This window comes from Sphingobium sp. PNB, assembly GCF_019873065.1.
Classification (GTDB): domain Bacteria; phylum Pseudomonadota; class Alphaproteobacteria; order Sphingomonadales; family Sphingomonadaceae; genus Sphingobium; species Sphingobium fuliginis.
The window spans coordinates 1-17,736 of the sequence record NZ_JAINEZ010000097.1; the positions used below are offsets into that span (position 1 = coordinate 1).

Consider the following 17,736-nt stretch of genomic DNA (forward strand, 5'->3'; position numbering starts at 1 on the left):
GCAGGCGCCCCCAAAATCCGCGTGGTCCAACCCAATATCGGCCAGGACGAAAAATATTCGCCCGAACTCGAACGGGCCCATTTCCATACCCTCGCCACCCTCTCCGGCACGCCGCGCCCGGCCCCGCGCCTGATCTTCTGGCCCGAAGCCGCCATCCCCGCCTATCTCGATATGGAGCCCGACTGGCGCGCCCGCCTCGCTGCATTGCTGGGCCCCGGCGACCTCCTCATGACCGGCGCGACCAAGGTCTATTTCAAACAGGTCGGGAAAGAAGGCGTCCCGGAAAACGCGCTGGCCGGCGCGAACAACAGCCTGTTCGTCGTGAACGCACAGGCCCGCCTGCTCGGCCGCTACGACAAGTCCCATCTCGTCCCCTATGGCGAATATCTGCCGATGCGCCAGATTCTCCAGCCGCTCGGCCTGTCCCGCCTCGTCCCCGGCGCCGTCGACTTCTGGCCCGGCCCCGGCCCGCAAAGCCTGGCCCTGCCCGCCACGCTGGGCCGCCCGCCGCTCAGGATGGGCGTGCAGATCTGCTACGAGATCATCTTCTCCGGCCAGGTGGTGGACGAAGCCAACCGTCCCGACTTCCTGTTCAACCCCTCCAACGACGCCTGGTTCGGCAGTTGGGGCCCGGTCCAGCATCTGGCGCAGGCCCGCCTCCGCGCGCTGGAGGAGGGCATCCCCATCATCCGCTCCACCCCCACCGGAATCTCCGCGGTGGTCGACGCCCGCGGCCATATCCTCGGCAGCATCGGCCACCACCGCGCCGGTTTTCTCGACACCGCGCTCCCCCCCGCGCTGCCGCCGACGATCTTCGCGCGGTTCGGCAATCTTCTCCCCTTCGCCTTTGCAGCGCTGCTCGTCCTCGCCTGCATCCCACTTGCCCGGTTGCGCGGCAGCCGCTAAGGCATCCACTGCACATAAAGATTTCTTTATACGCAGACACAGCATCAGACTGGAGCAACCATGCGTTCGAACTACCTCTTCACCTCGGAATCCGTTTCCGAAGGCCATCCCGACAAGGTCGCGGACCAGATTTCCGACGCCATCGTCGACCTCTTCCTGTCGAAGGACTCCGAAGCCCGCATCGCCTGCGAAACGCTGACCACGACGCAGCTCGTCGTCCTCGCCGGGGAAATCCGCTGCAAGGGCGTCTATGAAAATGGCGAATGGGCGCCGGGCGCGCAGGAAGAGATCGAACGCACCGTCCGCGACACGGTAAAGCGCATCGGCTACGAACAGGACGGCTTCCACTGGGAAACTTTCCGCTTCGAAAACAACCTCCACGCCCAGTCGGCGCACATCGCGCAGGGCGTCGACGCCGCCGGGAACAAGGATGAAGGCGCGGGCGACCAGGGCATCATGTTCGGCTTCGCCTGCGACGAAACGCCCGACCTCATGCCCGCCACGCTGGACTATAGCCACAAGATCCTGGCGAAGATGGCCGCAGACCGCCACAGCGGCCGCGCGCCCTTCCTGGAACCCGACGCCAAGAGCCAGGTGACGCTCCGCTTCGAAAACGGCAAGCCCGCCGCCGCCACCGCCATCGTCGTCTCGACCCAGCACGCGCCGGGCTATGACGAAGGCGAAAAGGAAGCCGAACTCAAAAATTACGTGAAGGGCGTCGTCGCGGAAATCCTGCCCGGCGAACTGCTCTCGGACGAGACCGTCTATCACATCAACCCAACCGGCAGCTTCGAAATCGGCGGCCCGGACGGCGACGCCGGCCTCACCGGCCGCAAGATCATCGTCGACACCTATGGCGGCGCCTCGCCCCATGGCGGCGGCGCGTTCAGCGGCAAGGACCCGACCAAGGTCGACCGCTCGGCCGCCTATATCACCCGCTATCTCGCGAAGAACATCGTCGCCGCCGGTCTCGCGAAGCGCTGCACTATCCAGCTCGCCTACGCCATCGGCGTTTCCGAACCGCTGTCGCTCTATGTCGACACCCATGGCACCGGGACGGTCGGGGACGACAGGATCGAACAGGCGATCAAGAACATCAAGGAACTGGGCGGCCTCACCCCGCGCGGCATCCGCACCCATCTCGGCCTCAACAAGCCGATCTACCAGCCGTCCGCCGCCTATGGCCATTTCGGACGCAAGGCGGAGGGCGACTTCTTCCCCTGGGAACGCACCGACCTGGTGGAAAAGCTCAAGGCCGCCCTTTAAGGCGCGCGGGGATTCCGTTCAGGGCAAGGCGAAAAAAAGCGCGAAGCGCAGTTCGGCAGGTAAGCGCCGGAAGCGCGGAAAGCCGCCATTTGCAGCCGCCATGGGCTGAATCCCACACACCCGATCCGGGTCGGGAAAGCACATCGCATCAGGGGTTGCCGGTCGCCCGGCAACCCCTTTTTCATGGCCCCTTACCCTTCCTTAACCATGCTCCGCCTAGCGCCGGATGGATCAAGGAGACATGGTTTGGCCTCTTCCCTCTCTTACGGCGCCCACGGCGCCGAAGCCGCGTGGACAGCCCTCAACCGCAGCCAGGCGGTGATCGAATTCGCGCTGGACGGCACGATCCTGACGGCCAACGCCAATTTCCTGGCCCTGATGGGCTATGGGCTGGAAGAGATTGCGGGCAAGCACCACCGGATCTTCTGCACGCCGGACCATGCCGCATCCCAGGAATATGCCGATTTCTGGCAGAAGCTCGGTTCCGGCGCCTTCGACGCCGGCGCCTATGAGCGCCGCGACCGCAACGGCCGCGAAATCTGGTTGCAGGCCACCTATAATCCCGTCTTCGAAGCCGACGGCACATTGCGCAAGGTCGTGAAGATCGCCACCGACATCACCCGCCAGGTCCGGCAGGAACGGGAGGCGCGTCATCGCCTGGCCGACAGCCATCGCCTCCAGCACGATCTGGAGCGGCAGAAGAATGCGCTGGAAAAGACGATGACCCAATTGGCCGACATCGTCTCGACCATCCGCGGCATCGCCGCCCAGACCAACATGCTCGCCCTCAACGCCCGGATAGAGGCGGCCCGCGCCGGGGAGGCCGGGCGCGGCTTCGCCGTCGTCGCGGGCGAGGTCAAGAAACTGGCCGACGACACCCGCATCGCCACCGAACGCGCCGCGGCCATGATGCAGCAGGAACGGATCGGCCTGACGGACCGGCAATCGGCGGCCTGACAGGCCCCCCGCATGGCGGCAACATGACGAAAAGTTCATTGGCATGCCGCCCGCAAAACGCCCATAAGCAGGGCGTCGGACCCGCACCCCTGTCGGGTCCGGCAACCTCTTTCCAAGGGGAATGCGATGACCAGGCCACTGACTTCCGCCCTCCTCGGCCTAGCCCTCATGACCGGCAGCGTAGCCCCAGCGTTGGCCGCGCCATGCAAGGACGCCAAGGGCAAGTTCGTCAAATGTCCGCCCAAGCCGGTCGCCAAGAAGGGACCGTGCAAGGACGCCAAGGGCCGCTTCGCCAGGTGCAAATGACCTGACGGGTTCGCATCGGCCCCGGCCCATCGCCTCCCAAAGGAACAAGCCCGACGCCGCCCACGGCGTCAGGCCTGAGCCTCCTGTCCCCGGCATCATCTCCTCAACAACGGGGACAGGAGGCGCCCCATGACGCTCCCCTCCTTACCCCATCCCCCTTCCGCATTTTTCGATCCGGCAGGTGATTTCACTCGCACCGAAAATGCTCTATCCGCCCGCGCATGACAGCGCATAAATCCGGCGATCCCACCACGCTCAACCGCCTCTACGGCCGCCAGTCCGGGCACAAGCTCCGCAAGGGGCAACAGGAACTGGTCGATTCCCTGCTGCCCGCCCTCTCCGTGCCTGAGGAAGGGGATGTCACCGCCGCGGGCCTGTTCGGCTACGACCGCCCCCTGCATTTCGAAATCGGCTTCGGCGGCGGCGAACATCTCGCCTATCGCGCCGACCTGCTGCCCGATCACGGCTTCATCGGCTGCGAACCGTTCCTGAACGGCGTCGTCACCGCGCTCGGCCATATCCGCGACAGGGCGCTGGGCAATGTCCGCCTCCACATGGGCGACGCGCTCTCCGTGCTCGGCCGGATTCCGGACGGCTCGCTCAGCTTCGTCTATCTGCTCCACCCCGACCCCTGGCCCAAGGCCCGCCACGCCAAGCGCCGCATGATGAACCCCGGCCCGGTCGCGATGATCGCGCGCAAGCTGAAGCCGGGCGGCGAATTCCGCTTCGGCACGGACCATCCCGTCTATCTGCGCTGGGCGCTGATGGTGATGAACGGCCATCCCGATTTCGAATGGCTGGCGGGCTCTCCCACGGATTTCCAGCGCCGCCCCGGCGGCTGGCCCGAAACCCGCTACGAAGCGAAAGCGCGCAGCCTGGGCCATGAAGTCTGGTACTTCCGCTACCGCCGCCGCTGATCGCCGCCCCGGCCCTCTCCAAAAAGAAACCCCGCCGGAGCAAGCTCCACGGCGGGGCCAAGGTTCAGGGAGGTGTCACTCCAAGGGGGAAGAGTGACCACATCAATCTAGGACTCCCATCCGGCAATTCAAGGGCTTGCCGGCCCTCCTTTCCCCGCGACACGCCATCGCCCCGCAATCGCCACATCTTCATTGACCGTTCAGCCCCCCTCCATCAATCTCACGGCCAGATCGCAACGCCGTGAAAGACCGACAGGTGCCGAAGCCATATTGGGCGTTTCTTCTTCCGACGCTCCTGTTTCCCGCCCCCCTCGTCACCGCCGCCCACGCCGAAACCTATTATGTCGATTCCCGCCAGGGCGACGACAATGCGGACGGCACCGCCGGCAACCGGGCCTGGCGCTCGCTCGCGCGGGTCAATGGCTGGCCGCTCCGGCCCGGCGACCGCGTCCTGCTGGCCGCCGGATCGGTCTGGCGGGAACCGCTGACGATCGCCCGCTCGGGCAGGGCGGGATCGCCCATCACGGTCGGCGCGACCGGCTCCGGCCCGCGCCCGCGCATCGATGCGGGCGGCGTTTCGGAATATGCCGTCGGCGTGATCGACGCCGATCACGTCACGATCAGCGGGCTGGAAGTCACCAACGCCGCCCCCTCGCCGGCCCCGCGCATCGGCATATTGGTGCGCGCCGAAAACCGCGGGGTGACGCGGGGCATCCGCATCAGCGACAATTATGTCCACGATGTCCGCGGCACCAACGACCGCAAGGACAATGGCGGCATCCTGTTCCGCGCCACCGGCCGGCAGGTCGCCACCCGCTTCCAGGACCTCGCGATCGAGCGGAACATCCTGTGGCGCGTCGACCGCTCCGGCATCGCCGGGATCAGCGACCGGGTGTCCTTCCTCGACTGGTTCCCCAGCAGGAAGGTGGTGATCCGCGACAATTATCTGGAGGACATCGGCGGCGACGGCATCGTCCCCCGCGGCACGGACGGCGCCCTGATCGAACATAATATCGTCCTCCACGCCGGCAGCCGCGCGCCCGGCTACAATGCCGGCATCTGGCAGTGGAGCACCGACAACAGCCTGATCCAGCTCAACGAGGCGGCCCATACCCGCACCCGCTATGATGGCCAGGGCTTCGATTCCGACTTCAACTCGCGCCGGACGACCTTCCTCTACAATTACAGCCACGACAATGCCGGCGGCTTCCTGCTGATCTGCTCGCCCCGCCGCAACGACAAGGACAATCTGGGCAATCACGGCACGCTGGCGCGCTTCAACGTCAGCCGCAACGACGGCGCCCGCATCTTCCAGCTTTCCGGCAATGTGTCGGACGCCCGGATCGAAAGGAACGTCATCCATGTCGGCCCGGCGATGGACGTGCAGATGATCGTCGCCACCGAATGGCAGGGCTGGGCGCGCGGAGTCCGCTTCGCGCGCAATGTCTTCAAGGTGGCGGGCACCGCCCGCTACGGCAGCGAAAGCGGGCGCAGCGGCCCCGACTATCTGATCCGGGCCGGCTTCGCCCCGGCCGAATCGATCCGCTTCCGGCGGAACAGCTATTTCGGCAGCCATATCGACCTGCCGGACGATGGCGCCGGCCAGACCATCCAGCCCTATCAGGAAATCGCGTCGGACTGGGACGTGCCCAGGTTCGATCCCGCCAGCCCCGACGCTTTCCCCGAATTCATCGACCGCCACCGGAACTGGATGCTGGCGATGCTGGGGCGCGAACTGGGAACCCCCGTCCGGCTCCGGCAACCACGGGCCAGTTCCGCCTTCGAAACCCGCCGCTGACCCGATCCCCCTCCGCCAAAGGCAAAGGAGCCCCGCCCCTTGCGAAGGAAGGCGGGGCTTCAGTTGGGTCGCACACAGGCCCATGCCTGCGGACGGCAATAGGACATAGTTCAGCCGGGAAGTCGATTGCGATAATCTAGACCTGGATCAAGCGCATGGAGGGCCATGACGGCGGAAAAAGGCAACGGCGCGCCGGGTCCGGCCCGCCGCGCCGTCATCGCCGCGTCCCTCGCGCCCCTCCCCCCGGACGGGCCCGGACCGCTCGCTCAGTTCGCCTTGCTCAGATCCACCTTCTCGACCCATTCGGGATAGAAGGTCGGCTCCCGGTTCGACCATCCGACCGCCGTCGCCGCCGCTTCGCTGATCGACTGGAGCAGCGCCCGGCGCTTTTCGGGGTGGAGGTGCGGCAGGCTGGCCGCCGCGCAGAAGGCTCCCGGCAGCCATGGCCGCGATCCCGCACCCAACAGCCGCTCGTACAGGAAGCGATAGGCGGAAAAGCTGCACAACCGGTCCTGCCCCAGGTCGAAGGCGGAAACCGTCACCAGCGGCGCCATGAAAGGCTCCATCTGGTCCAGGCCGCTGTCATCGGGCACCCGCGCCTTGATCTCCTCCAGCCGCCCGTAGATCCGCGCCTGCGCGCGAATGCTGGCTTCCTCCACCATGTCGCGCGACCACAGCTTCATGGCGTCGCGCCGATGAAGTCCGATGTCCAGCGATCTTCGGATGTAACGCTGCGTGGCGGCCGGGAAACTGGCGAATTCACGCAACTCCGCCAGGGTAATCGCCCCGTCCGCAGGTCTTGCACTCGTGCCCATGCTTTTGCCCTCCGACTTCAAGTCGTAAGCAGAACATGCGCCCCCGATGGTTACTGCAAGCTTAAGCGCCGGTTCTGCCGACAGACACAGGGAATCATTTTTCCTTGTGCAGCGCAACATGTAATTTTTATGAATGCGCCCAATCGAGTAGCATCAGCCGGTTCGCCGCCCAGCCCCCGCCGGCATTGTCCGGCGGCAGCCGCTTTCCTCCAAACGGGCATCTTCCTGCGAGGCGCTCGAATGCGGCGAATGGCTCATGCGCGCACAACCAAGCTGCCCGAAAATCCGCCAGGGCGGAGGCCCGGCTCCCGATCCCTGCAAGCAGGACAGGCCGATCGGCAAGGGCGACCCAAACCCGGCCGCCGCCATGGAGCGCGCCGCGTTAAACCGGATGCAGGCCGCGCGCTCGAATTTTCCGCTGTCGCATCGTTTTCAGCCGCATCCTTTTCAGCGCAAAACACCCATCCCCGACCGGCTCAGGACAGGCGCTTCTGCGCAATGCCCTACCCGGCCCTGCGCTCCAGCACCGCGCCGATCATGCTGCGCCATACGGCCACGTCGCCCGCCTGCGCCATTTGCGCATCGGGCTCCCGCAGCGTGTGCAGGATCGCATAGGCATCGTCGACATGGTCCTGCCAACTGGCATCGACTGCGCTCGCCGCATGCGGATCGTTGCCCTCGCCGTTCAGGCTGAGCTGGCGCCCGGCCAGCACGCGGGCAATGCGTTCGATCGCGGGAGTGGCGGAAGTCGGCATATGAAGTGGCTCCTCTCACCTGCGGAGGGCAACGCGCGGCTGCCCTCCCGACCGATCATATCACGATTTCCCCTATCGTCTATCGCCCGTCCTTCCGATCCTCGCCGTCCGGCCGATCCCTGCCTTCCGGAAAACCGGAAGACGGCACCGGATCGCCATGATCGCCCGGCGCGGTCGCCGATGGCGGATCGGACGCATCCATGCTGTCCATCAATCCCTCGTCCAGCTTCTCCTCCGTCGTCACCGCATGGTCCTGCGCGTCGGTAGGCCGCCTGTCGTCGGCTTCCTCGCGGCTGTTGGGCCGAATATCGGTCTTGTCGCTCATCATGCTCTCCTTTTTTGGCGCGCCGGCGCCTCGAACCATGAAACGGACGGCGGCAAGGGCGGGTTCCGCCCGCCGCCCCTATCGACCAACGCATGGAACCCTTCGACCAGCTTCGCCGCCAAGGGGCGACAGACGCCGCGCCTTGTCCTAGACTTTCGCCCATGAGCATAAAAAACGAGGACGGCGAGCCTGGCGTGCCGCCGACGGTCGCACTTTATTCGATATTGGGTTTCTGGTTCTTCTACGCGGTGCTGGTGACGCTGCGCGCCTCCGTCATGGGGTTCGAGGCGCAGGGGGCCATGGCCGCGCGCCGCGCGGTGGTGACGGTGATCGGCATCGTCGTCACCTGGGTCCTCTATCTCTGCCTGCGCCGCTTCGACCGCCAGCCGCTGACGACGCGCATCGTCGCCGCCTTCTCGCTCGCCGCGCCTTTCGCGCTGGCGACGGCGGCGGCCAATTTCTACGTCTTCAACATCTACGACCCGGCCTCGCTGTTTCCTGACGCCGATTATCAGAAATATGCGAGCGAACAGGGCTTCGCCCTGATGCAGATCGTGGAGGACGCGATCAGCCGCTATTTCTTCCTCGCCGCTTGGGCCGGCCTGTACCTCGCCCTCTCCTACGCCAGCGAGGCGCATCGCGTCGAACGCCGCGCCGACCGGCTGGAACGCGCCGCCCAGCAGGCCGAACTGCGCTCCCTGCGCTATCAGGTGAACCCCCATTTCCTGTTCAACACGCTGAACTCGCTCTCTTCGCTGGTCATGAAGGACCGGCGCGACGAGGCGGAACAGATGATCCTCTCCCTCTCCAATTTCTACCGCACCAGCCTGACCGGCGACCCGCTGGAGGACGTCTCGCTGGAGGAGGAAGTGCATCTCCAGAAACTCTATCTGGACATCGAAGCGGTGCGCTTCCCGGATCGCCTGTCGACCAGCATCCGCATCCCGGACGCCCTGCTCAATGCCTGCGTTCCCGGCCTGATCCTGCAACCGCTGGTGGAAAATGCGATCAAATATGGCGTGTCGCGCACCTCCAGCCCAGTGACCATCGCCATCGAAGCGCGGGAGGAGGAGGGCATGCTCCACATCAGCGTCGCCGACAATGGCGACAAGCCGCCCAGCGAAGCGGACGCGGGCAGCGGCATCGGCCTCGCCAATGTGCGCGACCGCCTGACCGCCCGCTTCGGCGAACAGGGCCGGATCGACTATGGCCCGCGCGCCGGGGGAGGCTTCGCGGTGGACCTGACCCTCCCCATCATCCGCCGGAGCTAGGCCGTATCGACATTCAACTTGAAAATATAAGCGACGTCATGCTGAACTTATTTCAGCATCCATTTCTCCCCAGCAACCGCAGGTGGGTAGGGGCACAAGGGATGCTGTCGCCGCAGCCTGGAGCGTTTTCCAAGCAGATGGAATCATCTGCCGACTCGGAAAACGCGACAAAACAAAAACTTAGAGCAGTCGAGCCGATGCAATCGGATCGGAATCTGCTCTAGGGTACGGAATTTCCCCATCCTTGGCGCAATCCGTGAAAGGTTGAACCCATGCCCATCCGAACGCTGATCGTCGACGACGAACCATTGGCGGTCGAACGCCTCCAGATGCTCTGCGCCCGCGAACCCCGCATCGCGCTGGTCGGCACCGCCAGCGACGGGGAGGCGGCGCTGCGCCTGATCGAGGGGCTGGAACCGGACCTGGTGATGCTCGACATCGCCATGCCCCTGCTCGACGGCATCGGGGTGGCGCGGGCGACCTCGCGCATGGGCATCTGCCCGGCAGTGATCTTCGTCACCGCTTTCGAAGGTTTCGCGGTGGAGGCCTTCGACCTTGCCGCCGTGGACTATCTGCTGAAGCCGGTCGCCCATGAACGCCTGTCCCGCGCCATCGACCGCGTCGAACAGGCGCTGGGCAACCGCACCGTCCCCTCCCCCGCCACCAGCACGCAGGACGAACCCGAATGGGCGGAGGAATTCTGGGTGCCGCACCGTTCCGAACTGATCCGCATCGGCGCGGTCCAGATCGACCGGATCGAGGCGGAACGCGACTATATGCGGCTGCATGTGGGGGCCAACAGCTATCTGCTGCACCAGACGATCAGTTCGCTGGAAAACCGGCTGGACCCGCAGCAGTTCGTCCGCCTGCACCGCTCCCACATCGTGCGCCGCGACCATATCTCCCGGCTGCGCCACGACGGCAGCGGCGTCTGGTCAGCCTGCCTCGCGGACGGCACGGAAATCCGCATCGGCCGCACCTATCTCACCAACGCCCGCGCCATGGCAGGCCGCTGACCCCTTCAATCCATCGCAGATGGGAAGGGAAACCGCCAAAGACGATAGAGGGCAGCGCCGCAAGGGCAGCCGCAACGGTCCGCGCCCTAAAAGGAAAGGCCCGGTGAATTCCGGGCCCTTTTCCAAAAACCTATTGAATAACTCAGGCGCCTGCGCCGACCGGCTTTTACTTGCCCAAATCGGCAAAGCGCTCCCCATTCTGAGCCTTGGCGACGGCAAGGTCCACAGCGCCGCGAACATGCGCGGCTGCAACCTGCTGGCACTTCTCGATCGCGGCCGTGGTATCGTTAAGCGGGCAGACCTTTGCCGCGGCACGCCGTATACGGGCATTCAGGACGCGTTGGTCGCTCGTCTTCGACAGGTCCAGATCATGATAGCTGACCTCGACACTCTTTCCGTTGGACTCGAATTCGATGGCGGAAGCCGTGCCAGCGGCGCCCATGGCGGCCATGGCGGCGAGAGCAGCGGTGAACTTGATGGCGATCATGGCAATTGTCTCCTCAACGCTATGCTTTTGTCGGCCTGGCCGCGTGGGGCGCGGTGCAGACCTCAAGCGAAGAGAAGAGAAGGCCTCAACAGATCATCGTCTCTGTCTTCGCCCATTTTGTTTAGGCGCGTTGCAAATGCATCGCTTTTCGCTTTCGACCGGCGCCTGTCCCTGTCGGCCAACGGCGCTCCTGTCGACCAAATACAGTCTCACGGGGACAAACGACAATTTTACGACAGAAAAACAACTGTTCCGTAGCGTAAAATTACAATCGTTCAACAATTCGCGCACATAAAAACACCCCCGGCGCAAGGGAAAGGCCGGGAGTGCATCCAGGAAGCTGTCGGGCTCTCCGGGATCTCTTTCAATCATCTTGCGGCGATACGGCCCGTGGCCAGTCGATCCATAGCCAGATCGTCGCCATGTCGAACCGCATCATAGCGCGGGTGCGCAACGACCGTTTTCCCCATTCGATGATCCGCCCATCCATCACGCCCGGCAACATCAGCCGTGGACGAACGGACGACATTCTTCCACGAACGACATCACCGCCCCTGCGCGGCAAGCTGCGCCCGCAAATTGGCGAGCGTCCGCGCATCGACGACCGGCCGCTCCGGCGCCTCCTTCCCCTCGCGCAGCTTGCTGCGGTCCTTCTCCGGCGGCTCCACGACGCGCACCCTGACCGGCGCATGGCCCGTCGCCCTGATCCCCAGCTGCTCCGCCGCCCCGCGCGACAGGTCGATGATCCGCCCCCGCCCGGCAAAGGGCCCGCGATCGTTGATCCGCACCAGGATCGTCCGCCCCGTCTCCAGCGCCGTCACCTCGACATAGCTCGGCAGGGGCAGCGTCGCGTGCGCCGCCGTCACCGCCTTCGGCCGGAAGCGCTCGCCATTGGCCGTCCGGTTCCCGCTCTCCCCGCCATACCAGCTCGCATAGCCCAGATAATCATAGCCCGGATCGGCGGCAGGCACATAGGTCACGCCCCTGACGCTATAGGGCTTTCCCACCCGCACCGGCACGTCGCTCACGGGCCGATAGCGCACACCCCCGCCACAGGCCGCCAGCGCCATCGCGACGCCCAGCGCGCCGAACCGCATCCGAACAAAAGTCCCGCTCATCCCCGCCCTTTAACCCAGCCCGGCGCGGGGGCAAAGCCGCCGCCTTTTCCTTTCGCCGCACAGTCCCTATCTTGCGCTCGACCGGCCCTTGCCTCCCAAGAACAAATCTGGAACAACACGCCCCCATGAGTCTCACGCAAATTTCTCAGCAGAGGTCTGCCGAATGCTGACCACCATAAGCGTCCGCGGCGCACGCGAGCATAATCTCAAGGGCGTCGACGTCGACCTTCCGCGCGACAGCCTGATCGTCATCACCGGCCTTTCCGGCTCGGGCAAGTCCTCCCTCGCCTTCGACACCATCTATGCCGAGGGTCAGCGCCGCTATGTCGAATCCCTCTCCGCCTATGCGCGCCAGTTCCTGGAGATGATGCAGAAGCCGGACGTCGAACATATAGACGGCCTCTCCCCCGCCATCTCCATCGAGCAGAAGACGACCAGCCGCAACCCGCGCTCCACGGTCGCCACCGTGACGGAGATCTACGACTATATGCGCCTCCTCTGGGCGCGCGTCGGCATCCCCTATTCGCCCGCCACGGGCCTCCCCATCAGCGCCCAGACGGTCAGCCAGATGGTCGACCGCGTGATGCAGCTGCCCGAAGGAACGCGCTTCTACCTCCTCGCCCCCGTGGTCCGCGGCCGCAAGGGCGAATATCGCAAGGAACTGGCGGAGTGGCAGAAGGCCGGCTTCACCCGCGTCCGCATCGACGGCGAACTCTACGCCATCGAGGACGCCCCCGCCCTCGATAAGAAATACAAGCATGACATCGAAGTGGTGGTCGACCGCCTCGCCGTCAGCGACGACATGGCCACCCGCCTCGCCGACAGCTTCGAACAAGCCCTGAAACTCGCCGACGGCCTCGCCTATGTCGACCTCGCGGACGGCGCCGTCCCCGGCCGCGAGGTCGAAGCGGAATCCACCGGCAACCTCAAGGGCGCAGGCATCCCCGCCAACCGCATCGTCTTCAGCGAGAAGTTCGCCTGCCCCGTCAGCGGCTTCACCATAGCGGAGATCGAACCGCGCCTCTTCTCCTTCAACGCCCCGCAGGGCGCCTGCCCCGCCTGCGACGGCCTGGGCGAACGGCAGGAGTTCGACCCCGAACTCGTCGTCCCCAACGAAGCCCTCAGCCTCAAGAAGGGCGCCGTCGTCCCCTGGGCCAAGTCCAACCCGCCCAGCCCCTATTATATGCAGGTTCTCGGCTCCCTCGCGAAGGAGTTCGGCTTCTCCCTCGACACCCCCTGGGCCGACCTGCCGGGGGAGGTGAAGCTCATCATCCTCCACGGCACCGCCGGCCGGCCCGTCACCCTGCGCTTCGTCGACGGCAAGAAAAGCTATGAGGTGAAAAAGCCCTTCGAAGGCGTCATCGGCAACCTCAACCGCCGCCTCCTCCAGACCGAATCCGCCTGGATGCGGGAGGAACTCAGCAAATACCAGACCGCCATGCCGTGCGAGACCTGCCACGGCGCCCGCCTCAAGCCGGAGGCGCTGGCGGTGAAGATCGCGGGGGAAGACATCTCCATGTCCACCCGCCGCTCGGTGGTGGACGCGCTCGGTTTCTTCTCCACCCTCCCCAGCCGCCTCAACGATCAGCAGAACCAGATCGCCCGCGCCATCCTCAAGGAAATCGTGGAGCGCCTCGGCTTCCTCAACAATGTCGGCCTCGACTATCTGAACCTGGACCGCACCAGCGGCACCCTGTCCGGCGGCGAGTCCCAGCGCATCCGCCTCGCCTCGCAGATCGGCAGCGGCCTGTCGGGCGTCCTCTACGTCCTCGACGAACCCTCCATCGGCCTGCACCAGCGCGACAATGACCGCCTGCTCATCACGCTCAAGCGCCTGCGCGACCTCGGCAACACCGTCATCGTCGTGGAACATGACGAGGACGCGATCCGCACCGCCGACTATATCGTCGACATGGGGCCGGGCGCGGGCGTCCACGGCGGCACCATCGTCGCGCAGGGCACCCTGAACGAACTGCTCGCGCACAAGGACAGCCTGACCGCCGACTATCTGAACGGCGCCCGCCGCATCGAAGTCCCGCCCCGCCGCCGCAAGGGATCGGGCAAGAAACTCACCGTCCACAACGCCCGCGCCAACAACCTGCAAAATGTCACCGCCAGCATCCCGCTCGGCACCTTCACCTGCATCACCGGCGTATCGGGCTCGGGCAAGTCCAGCTTCACCATCGACACCCTCTATGCGGCGTCCGCCCGCACCCTCAACGGCGCCCGCATCGTCGCCGGCCCGCACGACAGGGTGACGGGCCTCGAACATTGCGACAAGGTGATCGACATCGACCAGTCGCCCATCGGCCGCACCCCCCGCTCCAACCCGGCGACCTACACCGGCGCCTTCACCAACATCCGCGACTGGTTCGCCGGCCTCCCCGAAGCGCAGGCGCGCGGCTACAAGCCCGGCCGCTTCAGCTTCAACGTCAAGGGCGGCCGCTGCGAAGCCTGCCAGGGCGACGGCGTGCTCAAGATAGAGATGCACTTCCTCCCGGACGTGTACGTCACCTGCGACGTCTGCCACGGCGCCCGCTACAATCGCGAGACGCTGGAAGTGAAGTTCAAGGGCAAGTCCATCGCCGACGTCCTCGACATGACGGTCGAGGATGCGGTGGAATTCTTCAAGGCCGTCCCCCCCATCCGCGACAAGATGGCGATGCTGGCCGAAGTGGGCCTGGGCTATATCAAGGTCGGCCAGCAGGCGACGACCCTGTCCGGCGGCGAAGCCCAGCGCGTCAAACTCGCCAAGGAACTCTCCCGCCGAGCCACCGGCAACACGCTCTATATCTTGGACGAACCCACCACCGGCCTCCATTTCGAGGACGTCCGCAAGCTACTGGAAGTCCTCCACGCCCTCGTCGAACAGGGCAACAGCGTGGTCGTGATCGAGCATAATCTCGACGTCATCAAGACCGCCGACTGGATCATCGACATGGGCCCGGAAGGCGGCGTCAAGGGCGGCGAAGTCGTCGCTGAAGGCACCCCGGAAAAGGTCGCGAAGAACGCCCGGAGCTTTACCGGGCGCTATCTGGCACCGTTGCTGGGGTTGGAGGCTGTGGCGGCGGAGTGAATGGGGAGAAGAAGATCCTGAAGGAAGTTCAGTCGTCCTTCTGCTCCATCTGTTGAGGTTGGAGCACTTTGTCGATATGCCACTCAACGAGCTTGTTTAGTCGAAATCTTGTGCTCTTTGATGCTTTTTTCGCCTCCTTGGATAGGATTTTTTTAATCTGTGTCAGCCAAGCTAATTCGCCCGTAACAACTTCTAGATAAGGTGAGTTATCATATCTGCTGCCTAAAGCAGATAGAATCTCCCATTGTTGCTTGGCATCCTCCTTCATCAACGACGCGCAGAATTTGCTCGCGCTGATTTTATGCAAAAATGGCCTATTATAAACGTTGTCTTCTCGCCCGCCTTGGAGAATTATCCCTCGGAAGTTGTTAAGATCAAAGGTGGTCGCCTCGAGAATGCATTTCATTTCTTCCAAGATTAGGCTATCTCGAACTTCGTCGGATTTAGCTCTATAGAATGCTACTAACTCTTGAAAGCCGGGTTCCTTGATGGACGAAAAGCCCAGGCCATGCGCTGCGCCATGGCGAAGGCCCGTGATGTAGTCATTTCCAAGCAGGGGTAAGGTGCGCGCCTTGGCCTTGTCGGATATGAATTTTTTACCTTCCCGTACAATTCGAGATGCCGACCAATTCAACAGCCCTACTTCTCTCATTTGATGGAGAATACCAAATACGTGAAATATGACTCCCGCATCGTCATAATTTCTTAAATTAAAATTCGACATCATCCTATTAAATGATTCTTCTATAACATCGTCATTTTGATGAAGAAAATACCAGAGATTTCTCCACTCAGGATTGCTGGTAGAATTACTTTTTCCTAAAATATCACCCAGTGTACGCTCGAGATTTTTATCATTGTGGCGACCATCACAGATCTTCTCCACTAGAAATTCACTATCGAATTCATTCGAAAGTAAATCGATGTTCGGAAACATCTCATTCAACTTATCAAGCGAAGTAGGATCATACTTGTCCGTGCTTCGTAAAAAAGCCATAGCAAAACTGTCCGTGTTTCTCTTTATAAGATCTTCACGACTAATTAATCCAGTCCTATATGCGTAATCAAGTATGAAGAACGTTATAAACATATTTATAGCATCATCATCTCCAATTTTCGCCTTGTGCATTTGATTAAAGATAGGTTCAAATTCGTCCAAAACATACTTAACGACACGCAAATTCCGGAATCCGCCTCCTTGGAGAATATTTACGAGATTTGGCTTAGTTTTATGCAAAAAATCCCTATATGGCTCAGAAGATATATGGTTGAATTTTCCAAGAGAATTTTCATAATCCGGTCTGACATTTAAAGAGAACCTACAACTTTCTCTCGGATTTGTTTATAGTTTGGTTTATTTTCAAGTTCGTTTTCATTTGCGATTAATATAACGTGCTTTGAATCGTGTTCAACAAAATTGTTAATGAATCCCAGAATTTCTTGAGGAGATAAGAGCGATCTTTCAATATCATCAAGAACCAAAATCTTGTATCTGTCGAGATCAAATAAGTCTTCGAACTTTAAGTCCGATTTTAATCGGAATACACCGCCCACCGTTCGAGCGATACTACCGAGTGCTCTCATAGTTTTATCGGCAAAGACTGGATACGCAGCCAGATACAACCGCTCTATAACCTCGGAGGTTTTCGCTGTGCCATTCAAACTTACATACAGGATGTCCGAACGACCTTGGAATACCGATCTGACTAAAAACGTCTTGCCAGCCCCCCATTCTCCCGAAATCATCAGAGCGAACGTTGGCTCTTTGCTGAGATATTGAGCGATGTAGCTTAAGATGTGAGCGTTAGGATTGGTCTGCATCCGCCTAACTTGCTTAGACCTAAGTTGAAAGCAACCCTGTCTCTCTCAATGAGGCGGGGTGATGGTGCGACACATGGTGAGCTGTCATTGCGCCCACACAAATCCCTGATAAATTCGCGTAATGCCTGAACTCGACCCCATAGTGTCCGAATTCGCAACCACCGAAGAAGCCGAGGCCTATGACACATGGTTTCGCGCCAAGGTCGAGAAGGCGCTTGCATGCCATAAACCGGGAATCCCTCATGACGAGGTTATGGCGATGCTGCGGAAGATCATAGAGGGGCGCAAGAACGGCTAATGCCTCCATTCCCGTTTTGTTCTGTCCTACAACCCCTACCCTTTGATACCGTCCCGGCAAACCCTCCCTTAAACCGGAGCCTTGCCATGACCTGCCAATTCCCTCCCCTCCCCACCCCCGCGCAGCAGATCCGCGCCGACGGCTGGAGCCCCGCTCGCCAACGCGCCTTCCTTGAAACCCTCGCCGCCACCGGCATCATTCTCTCCGCCTGCGAAGCCGCCCACATCAGCCCGCGCTCGGCCTATGCCCTGCGCATCCGCCGCGACGGCGCGGCCTTTCGCCTCGGCTGGGACGCCGCCATCCTCATCGCCCGCGCCCGCCTCGCCGACGATCTGCTCGCCCGCGCCCTCACCGGCCATGAGGAGGTGATCCGCAAGGACATGGACGCAGGCGAAATCACCCGCCACCGCCACGACAACCGCCTCGCCATGTCGATGCTCTCCCGCCTCGACCGCATGGCCGACAGCCCGCCGCAGGGCAGCGACGCCGCTCTCGCCCGCGTGGTGGCGCAGGATTTCGCCGCCTATCTCGACATGCTCTGTCCGGAGGATCAGGCGCAGGCCGACCGCTCCGACGCCCCGCCCCCGCCCCAGCCCATGGCCGC

Annotated in this window: 18 protein-coding genes and 1 pseudogene; 11 read left to right on the forward strand and 8 right to left on the reverse strand. The window is 62.9% G+C overall.

The features are described 5' to 3' along the window. From lnt to K7W03_RS22925, 6 genes are all read left to right on the forward strand, one after another. Positions 1–906 (forward strand): apolipoprotein N-acyltransferase (lnt, locus tag K7W03_RS22900; RefSeq protein WP_222887413.1); only part of this gene is annotated, 906 nt, incomplete at its 5' end. 60 nt (positions 907–966) lie between these two features. Beyond that, entirely contained in the window at positions 967–2,172 is a 1,206-nt protein-coding gene (gene metK / locus K7W03_RS22905; RefSeq protein ID WP_222887414.1) for a methionine adenosyltransferase, read from the forward strand. Positions 2,173–2,418: 246 nt separating this feature from the next. After that, positions 2,419–3,129 carry a methyl-accepting chemotaxis protein gene (locus tag K7W03_RS22910; protein WP_061940547.1) on the forward strand — a complete coding sequence of 237 codons (711 nt, stop codon included), beginning with the start codon at positions 2,419–2,421 and terminating at the stop codon, positions 3,127–3,129. A gap of 126 nt (positions 3,130–3,255) precedes the next feature. Continuing rightward, entirely contained in the window at positions 3,256–3,435 is a 180-nt protein-coding gene (locus K7W03_RS22915; protein ID WP_222887415.1) for a hypothetical protein, read from the forward strand. Between the two features lie 221 nt (positions 3,436–3,656). Continuing rightward, positions 3,657–4,352 carry a tRNA (guanine(46)-N(7))-methyltransferase TrmB gene (trmB, locus tag K7W03_RS22920; RefSeq protein ID WP_025551526.1) on the forward strand — a complete coding sequence of 232 codons (696 nt, stop codon included), beginning with the start codon at positions 3,657–3,659 and terminating at the stop codon, positions 4,350–4,352. A 256-nt stretch (positions 4,353–4,608) separates the two neighbouring features. Continuing rightward, positions 4,609–6,150, forward strand: coding sequence for a right-handed parallel beta-helix repeat-containing protein (locus tag K7W03_RS22925; protein WP_319024339.1), 1,542 nt, complete (start codon positions 4,609–4,611; stop codon positions 6,148–6,150). Between the two features lie 266 nt (positions 6,151–6,416). On the opposite strand, the gene K7W03_RS22930 is transcribed toward K7W03_RS22925, so the two are convergent. The 3 genes from K7W03_RS22930 to K7W03_RS22940 form a co-directional block, all read right to left on the reverse strand. Then, positions 6,417–6,965, reverse strand: a complete 549-nt coding sequence (locus tag K7W03_RS22930) for a hypothetical protein (protein ID WP_025551523.1) — start codon at positions 6,963–6,965, stop codon at positions 6,417–6,419. 503 nt (positions 6,966–7,468) lie between these two features. Beyond that, positions 7,469–7,720: a hypothetical protein gene (locus K7W03_RS22935; protein WP_025551521.1), complete on the reverse strand. Its 252-nt coding sequence runs from the start codon at positions 7,718–7,720 to the stop codon at positions 7,469–7,471. 79 nt (positions 7,721–7,799) lie between these two features. Further along, positions 7,800–8,048 carry a hypothetical protein gene (locus K7W03_RS22940; protein WP_025551519.1) on the reverse strand — a complete coding sequence of 83 codons (249 nt, stop codon included), beginning with the start codon at positions 8,046–8,048 and terminating at the stop codon, positions 7,800–7,802. A 158-nt stretch (positions 8,049–8,206) separates the two neighbouring features. On the opposite strand from K7W03_RS22940, the gene K7W03_RS22945 reads away from it, so the two are divergent. Together K7W03_RS22945 and K7W03_RS22950 are read left to right on the forward strand one after the other, a co-directional pair. Then, positions 8,207–9,316 carry a sensor histidine kinase gene (locus K7W03_RS22945; protein WP_048577921.1) on the forward strand — a complete coding sequence of 370 codons (1,110 nt, stop codon included), beginning with the start codon at positions 8,207–8,209 and terminating at the stop codon, positions 9,314–9,316. A 272-nt stretch (positions 9,317–9,588) separates the two neighbouring features. Continuing rightward, positions 9,589–10,332, forward strand: a complete 744-nt coding sequence (locus K7W03_RS22950; RefSeq protein WP_025552126.1) for a LytR/AlgR family response regulator transcription factor — start codon at positions 9,589–9,591, stop codon at positions 10,330–10,332. Between the two features lie 166 nt (positions 10,333–10,498). Here the strand turns inward: K7W03_RS22950 and K7W03_RS22955 are convergent, their stop codons facing one another. The 3 genes from K7W03_RS22955 to K7W03_RS22965 form a co-directional block, all read right to left on the reverse strand. Next, positions 10,499–10,819, reverse strand: coding sequence for a UrcA family protein (locus K7W03_RS22955; RefSeq protein WP_044662613.1), 321 nt, complete (start codon positions 10,817–10,819; stop codon positions 10,499–10,501). A 364-nt stretch (positions 10,820–11,183) separates the two neighbouring features. After that, complete coding sequence (locus tag K7W03_RS22960) at positions 11,184–11,348, reverse strand: hypothetical protein (protein WP_157846890.1); 165 nt, start codon at positions 11,346–11,348, stop codon at positions 11,184–11,186. 16 nt (positions 11,349–11,364) lie between these two features. After that, on the reverse strand, positions 11,365–11,937 hold the full coding sequence (locus tag K7W03_RS22965; RefSeq protein WP_044662614.1) for a septal ring lytic transglycosylase RlpA family protein: 573 nt from the start codon (positions 11,935–11,937) through the stop codon (positions 11,365–11,367). A 163-nt stretch (positions 11,938–12,100) separates the two neighbouring features. Between K7W03_RS22965 and uvrA the strand changes: the two genes are divergently transcribed. Further along, a complete protein-coding gene (uvrA, locus tag K7W03_RS22970; RefSeq protein WP_222887417.1) occupies positions 12,101–15,013 on the forward strand; it encodes an excinuclease ABC subunit UvrA in 2,913 nt (970 codons plus the stop codon). A gap of 28 nt (positions 15,014–15,041) precedes the next feature. Here the strand turns inward: uvrA and K7W03_RS22975 are convergent, their stop codons facing one another. Then, positions 15,042–16,193 carry a hypothetical protein gene (locus K7W03_RS22975; protein WP_222887418.1) on the reverse strand — a complete coding sequence of 384 codons (1,152 nt, stop codon included), beginning with the start codon at positions 16,191–16,193 and terminating at the stop codon, positions 15,042–15,044. 128 nt (positions 16,194–16,321) lie between these two features. Beyond that, a complete protein-coding gene (locus tag K7W03_RS22980; RefSeq protein WP_222887419.1) occupies positions 16,322–16,834 on the reverse strand; it encodes a P-loop NTPase fold protein in 513 nt (170 codons plus the stop codon). Positions 16,835–16,955: 121 nt separating this feature from the next. On the opposite strand from K7W03_RS22980, the gene K7W03_RS22985 reads away from it, so the two are divergent. Together K7W03_RS22985 and K7W03_RS22990 are read left to right on the forward strand one after the other, a co-directional pair. Beyond that, the gene (locus K7W03_RS22985; RefSeq protein ID WP_222887420.1) at positions 16,956–17,132 is read left to right on the forward strand and encodes a stability determinant; all 177 of its coding nucleotides are present in this window, start codon (positions 16,956–16,958) and stop codon (positions 17,130–17,132) included. Between the two features lie 86 nt (positions 17,133–17,218). After that, positions 17,219–17,736, forward strand: a pseudogene (locus K7W03_RS22990) (hypothetical protein); the annotation flags it as partial.